Source organism: Pelagicoccus sp. SDUM812003, from assembly GCF_031127815.1.
Taxonomy (GTDB): Bacteria; Verrucomicrobiota; Verrucomicrobiia; order Opitutales; family Opitutaceae; genus Pelagicoccus.
Genome location: NZ_JARXHY010000011.1, coordinates 118,202 through 132,459, shown reverse-complemented (window position 1 = coordinate 132,459; position 14,258 = coordinate 118,202). Strand labels below are relative to the sequence as shown.

Genomic DNA, 14,258 nt, shown 5'->3' with positions numbered 1-14,258 from the left:
ATGCTATGCTAGGCCTTTTGGAACAAGGACTTCAGCCGATTGAAGATTCCGCTCTGCCGATGGGTCTGGTAGGACTTTTCGCTCTGGTACTGCAATCCGTAGCGCAGCAAGCCCAGAGCGGTGCTGTATTGAGACTCCTTGAGCTCGCCCGATGCCATGGACGCATTGTCTCCGATATGGACCGGGATGCCATAGACGTTTTCGGCGCAAGCCGCGATCTTCGCTAGCTTGGAGGTGCCGCCCGCTAGAATGACGCCGCCGCTAAGCTTTTCCGGAACGAAATGAGCGCCCAGCTTCTTGCGAACCACCTCGAAGAGTTCGGTGACGCGCAGCTCGATGATCTTCTCGATGCTCCAGATCGGAATGGGACGATCGCCAATCTCGAAGTCGTTGTTCAGCCACACCTTCTCGTTCTTGTCGCGATGCTCCAAAACCGCGGACCCATAGCGCAGCTTGAGGCTTTCCGCCTGCTTCAGCCGCATGCGAAGCCCGATGCTCAAGTCGTTCGAGATGTGGTCGCCGCCGATCGGCAAACACCCCGCCTTCATGCAGCGACCGTTCCAGAACAAGGCGTAGTCGGTGGTGCCACGGCCGATGTCGATGATCAAGGTCCCGTTGTTCTTCTGCTCTTCCGTAGCCACCGCGGCGCTGGTGGCGAGCCCGGAAAGCACGATGTCGTCCACATGCAGATTGAAGCCGTTGATGATATGGATGGAATCGCTGATCTTGCGCGAGTCGCCGTGGATGGTCCAGTAGCTGACCTCCAAGTGCTCGCCTTCCATGCCAATGGGCGAAGCTACCGCCCGCCCGTCCAGCTTGTACGGACGGCGCAGATGATGGATCACAGTACGGTTTTCCGGCAGCTCGCGCCCTTGAGCGAGGGCGGAGGCCCGTTCGATATCCTCGGAGCGCACGCGTCCGTCCTCGGCGGTGATGTTGACCGAGGCCTCGCTGGGAAAACCTTCGATGTGGCCTCCAGTCTGAGCCAGATAGACTCCGTCTATCTGCACGCCCGCTTGCTGTTCGGCCGCGAGAATGGCCGCGTGAACGCAGTCGCTCGCCTCATGGAAATCGACGATCTCCCCTTTGACCAAGCCCTTGCTGGAGGACTGTCCAAGACCGATCACGTTGAGCTTGCTGCCCTCGACGATCTCGCCCAGGAGCACGGTCACCTTGCTCGTTCCAATGTCTACGCCTGCAATTACTTTGGTTCTGTACACGTGGCCCGCTCTCGTACCGCTTCGTTCGCTCAGGACGGAATAATCCTACAACGATCTAACTGGGACTTGGTCGCCCAATGTCAAATCGACATGATCGATGATTCCCGTCCGAGCGCTTCGATAGTGATCCAAAATGTAGTCCAGCTTTCCAAGCTGATCGCGAAAGTCCTGCCGCGTGTCGAAAACGACCTCCTTGGCCGCTTTGCCGCGAGCGATCAATCGGTCCTGCTTCTCCAAGGACACGATGCGCCAGCGCTTGTAGATGTGCGGCGCGATGGCCCGGGCCTCCTGCAGCAAGCTCGCCAGCGGAGCGATGTTCTCGATGCGCGAAAAGGCCGAGCCCTCTCGACGCAAGGCCACCCCATCCAGAAACGGCAGCGAGTTAACAAGCGACTTGTCCATGCGCTCGGCTTCGAAAACATGGCCGGACTCGTCCACAAACAGCAGCATGCGCTCGCCGTTCGCCCGCTGGGCCAGCAGCCGGGCGATGGGCTGGCGCTCCTTTACGGTCACGATCAAGGTGTCGGGAAACAAGCGCTCCACTTCCGCGTTCTCGATCTGACCGACCGACTCCAGCTTCGCCTTCAAAGCCGACAGATCGACGCTGAGCAGATTCTCGTTTTCCGGAATCTCCAAGCGTTCGGTCAGCCAATCGCGCTCGAGCGAACCGTCGGTTTCGATGGCGATGGAACGGATGGGCAAGGACTCACCCGCCTTGGTCAGCAATTCCGGACCGGCTTCCACGAAGGAGGCCAGCTGTAGCGCCGCTACCACTACGCCTACGATGGAGACCAGCAGGCCGAAGGTCTTCAGACGCCCGATCCAAATGCGCCGCTCCGACGCGGAACTCATCGCCTTCGGCTTTACGCTTTGGTTGATGTCCTTCCATGAATGAGCGTGACCCTTTTGGCGGCGGCTCGAGGCTGTGGGATTGCGGGCGGCCATATTAGCAAATTGAATACTTCAGCTTATACCTTAAGATTGCCGGTTCGACAAGCTTTTGAAGCAGTTCTTCGAAATTGTATCCACATCCTGCTGCCGACATCGGTAGGAGGCTCGTTTCCTTCAAGCCCGGCAGGGTATTTATCTCCAGAAAATAGAGGTTTTCATGCTCGTCGATCATAATGTCGATACGAGCGTAGTCGCGACAGCCACACGCTTCGAAAGCAATTGTAGCCAAATTCCGGATGCGCTCGGCGAGCTTCTCGTTCAACGGAGCCGGGGCGATGTATTCGGTCAACCCCTTGGTGTACTTACTCTCGTAGTCGAAACGCCCAGTGCGGGGACGGATCTCCACGATATCCAGGGGCTTTCCGTGTAAAATGCCGATCGTGGTCTCACGTCCTTGAATACGCGGCTCGATGAGCCATTTGCCTTCCTCCACACTTTCCAGAGCGGCCGCGATTTCCGTTTCGCCCTGAGCGAAGACCAATCCCACGCTGCTGCCTTGGGCCACCGGCTTTAGCACGATGGATGGGCCAAGCTCGCCGAGCACCCTCTCGACCGTTGGTTTCTGCGGCAGCTCGAAAACGATTTCATCCGCAACCGGCACTCCCGCTTCCTTCATCACGCGCTTGGTTTCGGCCTTGTCGAAGGTCAATGCGCTGGAGGCGACATCGCAGCCGGCATACACCACTCCGGCATCTTCGAGCAGCTGCTGCATGCTTCCATCTTCGCCGAAGGATCCATGCAAGGTGGAGAAGACCACATGCCGCTTAGGGTCGAGCCCTTCGGGCAGGGATTCGCGATCCTTGACGTCGAACCGATCGACCTCGAAATTCGCCTCCAATGCGGCGGCTGCGGCCAGCCCCGACCCCAGCGAAACGTCACGTTCCTTCGAAATGCCGCCGTACAAAACGGCGATGCGTGGCGTATCCATCATTACAAGACCTCCTCCCATGACCGACCGAACAACTGCGCTTCGGGATGCAGGTCAACGCCCTTTCGCTCCTTCGCGACCTTGCGGATCATTTTTACCAATTCGATAACATCCGCGCTGGTGGCTCCACCACGGTTGACAATGAAATTTCCATGCACGCCGCTGACCTCGGCCCCTCCGACCATAGCTCCCTTTAGACCGAGTTCATCGATCAAGCGTCCCGCGGAATCGCCATCCGGATTTTTGAATATGCATCCGGCGCTCGGCTCGCGCGGCTGGGATTCCTTTCGCTTGCTCTGATAGGTGTCTATCGTCCGTCGAATGCTCTCCTGTTCGACCTTTTCCGGTTTGGCCTCGAAGACCGCTTCGATAGCGACCGCGTCGATCAGCTCTCGACAGTAGCGGTATCCAAATTCCAACTCCTCACGCGTGGCTTCCACCACCTCGCCATCCATGGTCAGATAACGGATCGATCTCACCACGTCGAACACCCAGCCTCCCATGGCTCCAGCGTTCATGCGCAAAACCCCGCCCACGCAACCGGGGATGCCTTCCAAAAACTCGAACCCTTGCAAGCCGATACGCGCCGCTTGCCCGCAGAGCACCTTGATCCTCAGTCCGGCCCCGACGCGTACTCGCCCATCGCCTAGGGGCTCGAATCGACTCCAAACGGGATGGCTCAAACGTATCACCAGACCGGAGACACCTTCGTCAGGAACCACCAGATTGGATCCGCGACCAAGCATGCGGACCTGCTTCCCAGAAGCGTGAGCGGCCGACAATACCGCCCGCAGCTGGCTCAGCGTTTCCGGTTCGAAATAAAGCTCCGCCGCTCCCCCGACCCGCATGGTGGTCTTATTCGCCAATGGCTCCTGACTCCGGATCTCGGAGCTGAAGTTGGAACGCGCAGCCAACGCGGCAAAAACCTCTCCCCACTCGCCATCCTTGGCCTTCAGCTTCGACGCGTACGCCCCAGCCAACCGATCGCCCGCGCCCGCGCCCAAAAAGATGATACGCGACGGAGTATCATCGCTCTGGCTATCGAGCAGCGTCCAGAGCTCCTCTGGCGACTTCGCTAGAACGACTTCCGATCGTCTGGTCCGACAACAGGCTAGCAAGTCTTCCGCCCTGCCCCCATCTACCGGTTCCTCGCTGGCAGCATAAACGTCCAGTAGAATAAGTCGTTCGCATTCCGCTAGACTGCGAGCGAATGCCTCCTTGAGTATCCGAGTTCGCGAATAGCGATGCGGCTGAAAAACCACCACGTTTCGCCAGCCTTCCTTCTTTCCAAACTGCTCCAGCACCGCTTCGAGCTCGCGCGGATGATGGGCATAGTCTTCGAAGACCTGAGACCTCGGGCTGTTGTAGCGGCACCGCTGCCGGCGCTTGATGGGACGAAACTCGAACACCTGGCCGCTCGCCACCTTGGCTCCTGCGGCCCGCGACGCCAGCAGAGCGAAGCCAGCGTCGACCTGGTTCATTTCACCGAGTCGATCGATCGTCATGTTCAAGAGCTCGTCGTCGCCTTTCAAATCGATCGAACTCCATCCAGGGCCCGCCCCACGACCGGCCAGCTGGTAATCGCCATCCGCCCCGAAAGTCACCAGACTGGCAGAGCTCAACGCAACAACCTTCTCGAAGCGCTTGCGCACCGATGCGTCCAACACCACCGAACGTCTGGTCCGCTGGATCAAGCGCTCGAAGGCAGCGAAGTAGTCAGCCTCCGTTTCGTAACGGGCGTGGTGGTCATGGTCCACATTCACGATAACGGAGATTTCCGGCGAAAACAGGTCGATGGTGCCATCGCTCTCGTCGATTTCCGCCACCAGCCAATCGTTGCCAGCGAAACGGTACGGCAAGCCGTCCTCGAATTGAGCGCCAAGCAGGAAATCGCACTCGAATCCGCAGGTATCCAAAATATCGATCAACATGCCGCAGGTCGTCGTCTTTCCGTGCGAGCCGGCGACGGCGATGAGCCTTTTCTCTCGAGCGATCACTGCGAGACACTCGCCTCGGCGCAATGCGATGCTCCCCTTTCTGCGAGCGAACACCCGAGCGGGGTGGTTAGCGGAAATCGCTGAGGAATAAACGAGCCCCATCGTCTCGTCCTCCACGAACGGGGCCAGCCGAACGCCTCGTTTGCTCAGCAAGGCCTTGGCCGCATCGGAAAACGCGTCGTCTTCGGCCGACAGCTCGTGTCCGGCTTCGGCCAGAAAAAGGGCTAGCGGAAGCATGCCCGCTCCGCCCGCGCCCAAACAATGAATACGCTGTGGCAGGGACTCGATCATGAGCTCATCTCCGGCTTGGCGCTACCAAGAAAACTGGTGCGATTTTCAGATACGATCCCTTCGATATCTCGAGCCATAAAAGCCAATACGTCCGATCGATCCGCCAGCTCCAGGTTCTTGCGAAACTTCTGGAGCAGCCAATCGTTATACATCACGTCCTTCACTTCATCGAGCAAGTCGGACAAGTAATCCTGCATCATATAGAGTCCACAGCCAAGCATCTCGAAATTCTTGGCGTTCGCGATCTGGTGATCGTCCGCAGAAAACGGATACGGGATGAGAATCCCCGGCGCTCGGCATCGTACCATTTCCGCAATGCTGCCCGCTCCCGACCGTGACACCACCAGATCGGCAGCTGACAACGCAGTCGCCATGTCGTCGCAAAAGCGACGGAATATGAACTTCACTGCAGCGCCTTTGGGCGACTTGAGCGTGAGCGAGCTGTTGGCGCCAGCGCCCCCAGTCAGGCAGAGCACCTGAATCTCGCGGTCGGCCAACGAGTTGAGGCTTTTCTTCACCCAATTGTTGAGCGATTCCGCCCCTTGACTGCCGCCCATAACCAGAAGCGTTTTCTGCTGAGGATCGAAGCCGAGAGTCCGCTTGGCGTGCAGTTTGGTGATCTGATGGATCTCACGCCGAACCGGCATGCCCAGATGACGGATACGGCTGGCCCGCTTGGTCCTGATTCCCACCCCCTTCGGCAAGTAGATGCGCCGGGCGAAGAGACTCACGATGCGCGTCACTCTGCCGGGAACGCGATTGGCTTCATGAACCGCGGTCGGGATCCCTCGCAACAACGCCGCCAGCATCGCGGGCATGGTGAGAAATCCGCCAAATCCGATCACGATATCTGGGCGCTCCTTCTCCAGCCGCCGGTAGCAGCTCAGGGTCCCCTTCAGCAGGTTCACCGCGAAGCGGGCAAAGCCAGCGGGCCCAAGGCTGAAGGTGCTGCCGGACAGCGTCTCGTAGGAAAATTGCGAATACTTGCTCACCAAACGGGAATCCACCTGCTTGTTGCTGATCAGCAACGTGCATTTCCAGTTCCGAGAGACGAGCTCCTCCGCCAACGCGATCCCAGGAGAAAGATGGCCGCCGGTGCCTCCGCATGCGATGAACACCTTCTTCATCTCTAGATATCCTTTAGCTTACGCTTCGAATCCTCCAAAGCCGGGTTTCGCCAGGCGATGCTTGTATTGAGCAGGATCGCCACGCAGATGCCCATCGTCAAAAAGTTCGATCCTCCATAGCTGATGAAGGGCAGCGGCAGTCCGGTAGTGGGCAGCACTCCCGTCACCACGCCTAGGTTCAGCAAGGCCTGTACCGAAATAACCAATACGCAACCAGAGGAGAGGAGAAAGTGGTAGGTATTCGGCGCCCGCCGGATGTGCAGCACTCCAGCGAAGAACATGACCGCGTAGATGGTGACGACCGCCAAAGTGGCGATCAAGCCCAGCTCCTCGCCCACGATAGCGAAAATGAAGTCGTTGTGGGCCTCCGGCAGAAAGCTCAGCTGTTGGCGCCCATTTCCTAGGCCCACCCCATCGATGCCCCCTGCCCCAAAGGCTAGCAGGGCCTGCCACCCTTGATAGGCGTCGCCCGCCTTTTCCGCTTCCATATTCCAGAATGCGGTCAGGCGGCTCCAACGCTCGGCATCGTTGTAGATGAGCGCCACCACGCCTGCGAAGCCAGCGGTCACCGATGGAATCAAATAATAGAGCTTCACTCCGGCTAAATAGAGCAGGCAGATCGCCACCATCGACATGACCAGAGCGGTGCCCAAATCAGGTTGCAGGATGACCAAGCCCACGTAGAGCCCGATACCCAAGCACGGATAGATGAAGCCGCGCAGAAAGGTCCCGTTCTCCTTTCGGATGCAGCTGAAATAATGGGCTACGAAGAAGATCAGACCGATCTTGGCGAACTCCGCGACCTGAATGCCGAAGGGGCCGAAGCGTATCCAGCTTCTACTGCCATTCACCCAATGACCGACGCCCGGGACGAGCACCGCCACCAGGCCGAACGCGAGAAGGACGTAGCCGACCCAGATGAAGCGACGCATCCACTCCAGGTTCAGCTTCAGCAGGCATAGCCCCACGATGGATGTGAGCCCCATCCACAGGGCCTGCTTTTCGATGAAACGGTAGGGCTGGCTCTTGTCCAAGGGAAGGCTGGCGCTGAAGAGCACCGTGATCCCCAGAATCGAAAGCGCGACGGCGCAGATGAAGACGACAGTCGCGGGATTGAGTACACCAGAATAGCCTACATGTCCTTTGCTCGATTTTGGCATTTAGCGGGATTGAGGGAAACTGAGGAGGTTGCCAGGCGCTTATTCCTGAATGGGGATGAGAGGTTGCTCTTCCAAATCTTCTTCCGAGAAACTATCGCCAAACGAGTCCAGACTCGGCAGATCCTGCCCCGCTGGCTCCTCGACTTCCAGACTATCGAGGCTGCGCGTCGGCTGCCGCTGGGGAGGCGTCTGCTGGGCTGGCTGGCGCTGCGGCGGCGTATTCACGGTTTGACGACGCGGGGCCGGGGCGGCTGCTCCGCTGCTTTCAGGGATGAGGATAACCTGGCCGATGCGGATCAGTCTCGGATTCTCGATATCGTTGAGCTTCATCAGTTCCGTGACCGAAACGCCATGCACCGCGGCGATCTTATCCAGCGTATCACCGGCTTCGACCGTGACCTTTGGTCCTCGATGCTGCTGCGAAACGAGTTTGCTGCTGTCGCGGCGCGTAGGGATGATCAGTTCCTGTCCGACTCGAATCATATCGCTCGACAAGCCGTTGGCCGCCTTGAGCTCGGAAACGGTCACTCCCTGTCGCGAGGCGATTCGCGACAGGACGTCGCCACTCTTCACGGTATAGACCTGTCCCGATACCGGCTTGGAGGGCGTCGGCGATGGGCTGGACGGAGTGGAAGCGAACGAAGAGCTGGAGCTAGTCCGCGGGATCTGGATGGTCTGTCCGACGCGGATCGCGTTGGCCTTGATGCCCGGATTGGCCGCCGTGATCTCAGGGACCGTCACGCTGAAACGCTTGGAAATGCCCCAGAGGCTATCGCCATTTTGAACCTTGTATTCAATCGTCTGCGACAGGCCTTCATCCGGACGCGATGGCGTGCGTGCGGGATACAAGACGCTGTCGGAGTTGTTATTGATCGGCTTCAAGACGGAGTCGTTCGCTCGACTGGGCGCGGATGAGCCTGTCGAAGGCGTGGCATTGGATCCGCTTCCGCTGGGGCGACGCGGAGCGTAGCGGCCCTTGGAGGGATCCGTCTGACTGGCGCTGGCGAGCAAGGTAGGCGATGCGTCCCCATCGTTGTAGCCAGCCAGGTTGCCCGCTCTTTGGTCGAAAACGCTGTTCGACGCCGCGTCGACCGATGGCTTCTGGGCGTCCGCGCTTTGACTGGACCAAGTGACGGCGCCTGCCATGGCGGTATTGCCACCGTCCCCATCGCTGCCGAATTGAGTCACCAAGTAGATGCCGCCGATGATCAGCACGTGCGCTCCTCCGATGATGGCGATGCGCCACAGGGTCATCGAGCGTTTGTTGGTTTCGAGACCGTCGTAGACTGATAGTTTCATAGCTCTTCCAAACTGTTTATCGCTTTTTTGAATGCTTCCCCACGCTGCGAATAGCCCTCGAACATGTCGAGACTGGCAAAGCCTGGGCTCAATAAAATGTTTACACCCGATCCGGCGGCCTCTCGGGCGCCTGCGGTCGCGTCTTCCAAGTTCCCGTAGACACGAGCTTTCACGCCATGCTCCGAGAAAGCCATCGCCAGCGCTTCCGCGGTTTCGCCGATCAGGTGGGCGGAGGCGATCTGCGGAGCGAGCCTTTGGGCGAAGCGCTTGATATTGCCGCCTTTATCCTTTCCACCCCCAATCCAGACGACAGGAAGGGTGAAACGCTTCAGGGCGGCATAAACTGCGTGGAAATTCGTAGCCTTGGAATCGTCCCAGTAGGAAACGCCATCGCGCACGCAGACCAGCTCCATGCGGTGCGGGCTTTTCTTGAAGTTGTTGGCCGCCTCCACCAGCTCGTCTTCGCTCAGGCCCATGCGCAGCCACAAGGCGCGGGCGATCAGGTAGGTGTTCAGCTCGGGCGGCGATTCGAAAATGGTGCCCGAAACCCCGAGCTCCACCGGGTCCTGTTCCATCGAAACCAGGCCTTCCGACGGCAAGGAAAAACCGAATTCGCGGGCCGCCTCCTCGACGCTGGCGTCGTAGAAGACGCCTTCGCCGCGCAGGCTCTCCACCATGCGATACTTGCACTCGAAATACCGGCGCAGGGTGCCATGGCGATCGAGGTGATCCTCGTCGAAATTGGTCCAGAGCACGTAGTCGCCTTGCAAGCGCCGGGAAATCTCCGCCTGAAACGAGCTGACTTCGCACACCGCGATCGCTTCCCGATTGCAGTCCTGAGCCAGCAAGCGAGACATGGGAACGCCGATGTTGCCGCAGGCGTAGGCCTCCATGCCGGCGCTGTTGAAGGCGTCGGTCAGAAACTCCGTCAAGGTCGTCTTCCCATTGGTTCCCGTGACCACCACGATCGGCCCTTTCCAAAGCGAGGCTCCGAGATCGGACTCGGGCACGATCTCCACCTCGGCCTGCCGGCAAACCGCGCACCAGGCATGCTCCTTCGGAAATCCGGGGCTGCAAATCGCCAGCCCGAACCGTTCCGCGGTATCCAGATCGAACTGACGCCGCTCCGGGTCCTCGTGCTTCTGGTCGAAGACTTCGAAGGTCGCTCCGAAACCATGCAGCAGGGCCGCGGCGGCTTGTCCGCTTTGGCCTTGGCCGAAAATGGCGATCGGACGCTCGAGAGCTCGCTCGAGCCATGTGGGACGTTCCTGCTGTTCAGCGATCATCTCAGTTTCAAGGTGCCGAGTCCGGCGATAGCGAAGATGAGCGAGAGGATCCAGAAGCGCACCACCACCCTAGACTCCGCCCAGCCCTTCAGCTCGAAGTGGTGATGGATGGGCGCCATGCGAAAAATCCGTTTTCCAGTCATCTTGAAGGAAGCCACCTGAAGGATCACCGAAACCGCCTCCATGACGAAGATGCCGCCGACGATGACCAGCGTCACTGGCTGATGGACCATGAACGCTACGATACCGATCAAGCCGCCCAAGGCAAGCGATCCCGTATCCCCCATGAAGACGTCGGCAGGATGAGCGTTGAACCAGAGAAACGCCAGCCCCGCTCCCACCAGGCAGCCACAGATGATGGTCAGCTCGCCAGATCCGGGCACGTTGGAGATCAGCAAGTACTCCGCGATGATGGCATTGCCCGCCGCGTAGGCCATGATGGCGTAAACGAGGGCTGCCGAGATGGTGCAGCCGATGGCCAGCCCATCCACGCCGTCGGTCAGATTGATGGCGTTGCTGGAGCCCACCAAAACGAAGAAGAGAAAGACGAACATGAACCAGATCGGCATCTCGCTCAGCACCGCCTCCTTGAAAAAGGGCAGCCAAAGCTGGCGACAGATCTGGGAGCTCTCCGGATGGGTGAGCAGGATGGCCATGGCGACCGCCGTGGTGACGCTTTGCCACAGCAGCTTGAAGCGCGAGCTCACGCCCTTGCTGTTTCGCTTGGAGACCTTAAGAAAGTCGTCCATAAAGCCCAACCCGGTCAGGCTCACGTAAACCAGCAGAGCGGTCAGCACCCATACGTTCCATTGGGCCCAGAGCAAACTGCTAAGCGTGACGCTCAAGCAGATCAGCAATCCGCCCATGGTGGGCGTGTTCTTCTTGCCCTCGTGCAGGTCGGCCAGCTTTCCGACCTCCTTCCTGTCGCGGAAACTCTGCTGAAAGCTGAACTGGCGCAGCTTGGCGATCACCCAAGGGCCAAGCATGTATCCGATAAGCAACGACGTCCCGGACGCCAGCAAGGTGCGAAGCGTTATGAAACGCAGAAGCCGGAACGGGCCGAAGATCTCCTCGTACTGAGCCAGGTAGCTTAACACGTCGTCTTCCCCTCCGACGGATTGGAGGCGTCGTCCATTCCGACCAACGCCTTCTCCAAACGATAGCGGCGACTTCCTTTCAGAAAGACGCTGCCTTCAAACTCCATTAGCTTTTCTCGCACTTCTTCAATCGACTTCACAACGCTGTAGCGGCTGGGGTCATGCCCTGCGCCCTCCATGCCGCGCAACACACTCGTAGCTTCGTCGCCCATGACAAGCAATTGATCCTGATTTCGGAAAGGAAAATCGCTGCCGAGCCGCTCGTGAAAGCCCGGCGCCTTCTCCCCAAGCTCCTCCATGCAGCCGATCACGAACAGGCGCGGGCGATCGTTAGGGGTATTTTCCACAAACGTATCCAAAGCATCCCTCATGGAAAGCGGGTTCGCGTTGTAGCAGTCTACGTAAAAGGCCCGCTTGCCCTGAAGACGCCACTCCCCTCTCAGGCCTGAGCTTCTCCATGCCGACAAGCTCTCCCGGATCGCGCCATCGGAAATGCCAAGCGTCTTCGCCATGGCGATCGCCAAGGCCACGTTGGAAGCCAGCCCGCGCCCGTAACCCGCATAGCGAAAGGTAGCCACCTCGCCGTAGATCCGCTGCTGGAGCACGCTCTTGCCACCCTCGACCGAAACGCGATACGACCAATCCTCCTGCAGGCTGGAGGAAGGTCGAACCAGCGACGCCTTCAATCCGCCGAGGTAGCCGGCGTAGCGCTCGCAAGTTTCTCCTAGGAACACGCCTTTCACTCGCGGTCCGCTGGTCAACCGGCCCTTTTCCATGGCCACGTTGGACTCCGTGCCTAGGTCTTCAAGATGAGCGGGACCGATGGCGGTGACGATCACCCAGTCGGGAGCGATGGCGTACGCGAGGCGTTTCATTTCACCCGGTTCGCTGATGCCCGCCTCGAGCACGGCATGGCGAGCTTGGCGGGCGAAGGGCTGAACGATGGTCAATGGGACGCCGAGCAGATTGTTCAGGTTTCCTCGGGTGCGCAGACAGGTCGATTCCCCGAGCATGGATCCGAGCAACTCCTTGCAGCTGGTCTTGCCGCAGCTCCCCGTGACCCCGACTACCGGGATATTCCAGGTCAATCGATAGGCCTTGGCGATTTCCAGCAACGACTCGGAAACGTTCTGCACCACCAGCTGCGGGATGGCGATCTCAGGGCGAAACCGATCCACCAAAGCGGCAGCGGCTCCGTTTTCCAGAGCCGTACCCAAAAATTCATGACCATCTCGTTTCTCCGTCCTGATCGCCGCGAAAAGCTCGCCTTCCGCTATGGTTCGCGTGTCGATGGAAAGGCCAGTGATCCCTTCCGAGTCGCCATTGCGCCATTCTCCTCCGGACCATTTCGCCAAAAGAGCTGGATCGATCGTATCCACTTATCCCTGACCTCCGAGACGCATGTTCTCCAGTAGCTCCGCAGCGACCTTCCTATCGTCAAAAGGCACCACCGTTTCGCCGTACTCCTGAAAGGACTCGTGCCCTTTTCCCGCGATCAACAGGCAATCTCCAGGTCCACAGCTCTTGAGGGCGAGCTCGATGGCTCGGCGACGATCCGGCACGAATCGGATGCGCCGCTCGTCGACCACCCCTTCCTTCATATCCTCGAAGATCGATTCGATGCGTTCATTGCGGGGGTTGTCAGAAGTGGCCCAAGCCTCGTCCGCTTGTTCGTTCGCAACTCGAGTCATATTCGGGCGCTTGCCCCGGTCTCGATTTCCGCCGCAACCAAAGACCACCCGCAGTTTGCCAGTCGTCACCTGCCGAAGCATTTTCAGAGCGTTGTGCAAAGCGTCCTCGGTATGGGCGTAGTCGACGAGCACCGTGAACGGCTTGCTCGTCTCGACTTTCTGCATACGACCTGGGATGCCGGAAAAATTCGCTAAACTGCCAACGCACGCTTCCAGGTCTTGACCAAGGGCATGGCAGATCGCCAACGCCGCCAAGGCGTTGCTCACATTGTAGTGACCGATCAACGACGAGTTGACCTTGATTTCCCTTTCCTCGAAGGAAAGCGTGAACTGAGTACCGCCTGCGTCCAGAGCCACCGATGCGGCCTTCAGGTCCGCAGGCTGCTCCACCCCGAAAGTGATCACCTTCATTTCAGAATCCAACTCCTGAGCGAGGCGGCGACCGAACGCGTCGTCGACATTGATGATGGCGACTTTCGGCTTGGGTCCGATTTCGCCCACGAACAAGCGTCGCTTCACCTGGAAATAGCTTTCCATGTCGCCATGATAGTCCAGATGGTCGCGCGTCAAATTGAGAAAGACCGCGACCTCGAACTGCAGGCCCGCCACGCGTTGCTGGTCGATGCCATGGGAGCTCACCTCCATCACCGTCCCTTGGCATTCGAAAGCCCGCATCTGACTTAGCAATTCGCAAAGCTCGTGCGATTCCGGGGTGGTGCGAAACGAAGGAACGGTGCGCTTTACGAGGTCGTATCCAACGGTGCCGATACAGCCGTAGGCTTGCTTCCGGTCCGCCAGCAGCTGTTTGGCGAGAAAGGAGACAGTCGTCTTGCCATTGGTGCCGGTGATGCCGACCAAAGAGAGGGCCTCGTCCGGCTGGTCGAAGAAAAGGCGCGAAGCATGGGCGAGCTCCTTGCGCGGATCCTCGCACACGATGTAGGCGAGCTTGGCGCTTCGAAAGCGACGCGGCTGCCGCGAAACCACTGCCACCGCTCCACGCGATATGGCCTCGTCCACGAAGGCGTTTCCATCGTTCTTCAGTCCTGGCAAGGCGAAGAACAGGCTGCCCGGAGTGACCCGACGGCTGTCGATCACGATGCGTTGAATCACGGGATCGGGCTGTCCCTTGAGCTTCCTGGCCAAGGCTGGTTCGATGAGCTGACTAAATTTCTTGCTTTTACTCGACATGGGGTGTCTGCGCTTGCGAGGAG

General features: G+C 59.1%; 11 protein-coding genes. All 11 read right to left on the bottom strand.

The features are described 5' to 3' along the window. Positions 1-8: 8 nt before the first annotated feature. Positions 9-1,220, bottom strand: coding sequence for a cell division protein FtsA (ftsA, locus tag QEH54_RS15405; RefSeq protein ID WP_309019597.1), 1,212 nt, complete (start codon positions 1,218-1,220; stop codon positions 9-11). 45 nt (positions 1,221-1,265) lie between these two features. After that, the gene (locus QEH54_RS15400) at positions 1,266-2,072 is read right to left on the bottom strand and encodes an FtsQ-type POTRA domain-containing protein (RefSeq protein WP_309019596.1); all 807 of its coding nucleotides are present in this window, start codon (positions 2,070-2,072) and stop codon (positions 1,266-1,268) included. A gap of 94 nt (positions 2,073-2,166) precedes the next feature. After that, positions 2,167-3,102, bottom strand: coding sequence for a D-alanine--D-alanine ligase (locus QEH54_RS15395; RefSeq protein ID WP_309019595.1), 936 nt, complete (start codon positions 3,100-3,102; stop codon positions 2,167-2,169). Further along, the gene (murB, locus tag QEH54_RS15390) at positions 3,102-5,387 is read right to left on the bottom strand and encodes a UDP-N-acetylmuramate dehydrogenase (RefSeq protein WP_309019594.1); all 2,286 of its coding nucleotides are present in this window, start codon (positions 5,385-5,387) and stop codon (positions 3,102-3,104) included. The genes QEH54_RS15395 and murB overlap by 1 nt, the downstream gene beginning before the upstream one ends. Beyond that, entirely contained in the window at positions 5,384-6,514 is a 1,131-nt protein-coding gene (locus QEH54_RS15385; protein WP_309019593.1) for a UDP-N-acetylglucosamine--N-acetylmuramyl-(pentapeptide) pyrophosphoryl-undecaprenol N-acetylglucosamine transferase, read from the bottom strand. Before QEH54_RS15385 ends, murB begins: the two co-directional genes overlap by 4 nt. A gap of 2 nt (positions 6,515-6,516) precedes the next feature. Continuing rightward, entirely contained in the window at positions 6,517-7,674 is a 1,158-nt protein-coding gene (locus QEH54_RS15380) for a putative peptidoglycan glycosyltransferase FtsW (protein WP_309019592.1), read from the bottom strand. A 39-nt stretch (positions 7,675-7,713) separates the two neighbouring features. Continuing rightward, entirely contained in the window at positions 7,714-8,973 is a 1,260-nt protein-coding gene (locus QEH54_RS15375; RefSeq protein ID WP_309019591.1) for a LysM peptidoglycan-binding domain-containing protein, read from the bottom strand. After that, entirely contained in the window at positions 8,970-10,259 is a 1,290-nt protein-coding gene (gene murD / locus QEH54_RS15370; RefSeq protein ID WP_309019590.1) for a UDP-N-acetylmuramoyl-L-alanine--D-glutamate ligase, read from the bottom strand. The genes QEH54_RS15375 and murD overlap by 4 nt, the downstream gene beginning before the upstream one ends. Further along, a complete protein-coding gene (gene mraY, locus QEH54_RS15365; protein WP_309019589.1) occupies positions 10,256-11,356 on the bottom strand; it encodes a phospho-N-acetylmuramoyl-pentapeptide-transferase in 1,101 nt (366 codons plus the stop codon). The genes murD and mraY overlap by 4 nt, the downstream gene beginning before the upstream one ends. Next, entirely contained in the window at positions 11,350-12,735 is a 1,386-nt protein-coding gene (gene murF, locus QEH54_RS15360; protein ID WP_309019588.1) for a UDP-N-acetylmuramoyl-tripeptide--D-alanyl-D-alanine ligase, read from the bottom strand. The genes mraY and murF overlap by 7 nt, the downstream gene beginning before the upstream one ends. Further along, complete coding sequence (locus QEH54_RS15355) at positions 12,736-14,235, bottom strand: UDP-N-acetylmuramoyl-L-alanyl-D-glutamate--2,6-diaminopimelate ligase (protein ID WP_309019587.1); 1,500 nt, start codon at positions 14,233-14,235, stop codon at positions 12,736-12,738. It abuts the gene before it with no gap. Between the last annotated feature and the right edge of the window lie 23 nt (positions 14,236-14,258).

Bases quoted from the DNA above. Each gene is read 5' to 3' on its own strand.
- murD (WP_309019590.1), bottom strand. From the start codon at position 10,259: ATGATCGCTGAACAGCAGGAACGTCCCACATGGCTCGAGCGAGCTCTC.
- QEH54_RS15375 (WP_309019591.1), bottom strand. From the start codon at position 8,973: ATGAAACTATCAGTCTACGACGGTCTCGAAACCAACAAACGCTCGATG.
- QEH54_RS15355 (WP_309019587.1), bottom strand. From the start codon at position 14,235: ATGTCGAGTAAAAGCAAGAAATTTAGTCAGCTCATCGAACCAGCCTTG.
- QEH54_RS15385 (WP_309019593.1), bottom strand. From the start codon at position 6,514: ATGAAGAAGGTGTTCATCGCATGCGGAGGCACCGGCGGCCATCTTTCT.
- murB (WP_309019594.1), bottom strand. From the start codon at position 5,387: ATGATCGAGTCCCTGCCACAGCGTATTCATTGTTTGGGCGCGGGCGGA.
- QEH54_RS15380 (WP_309019592.1), bottom strand. From the start codon at position 7,674: ATGCCAAAATCGAGCAAAGGACATGTAGGCTATTCTGGTGTACTCAAT.
- QEH54_RS15400 (WP_309019596.1), bottom strand. From the start codon at position 2,072: ATGAGTTCCGCGTCGGAGCGGCGCATTTGGATCGGGCGTCTGAAGACC.
- QEH54_RS15395 (WP_309019595.1), bottom strand. From the start codon at position 3,102: ATGATGGATACGCCACGCATCGCCGTTTTGTACGGCGGCATTTCGAAG.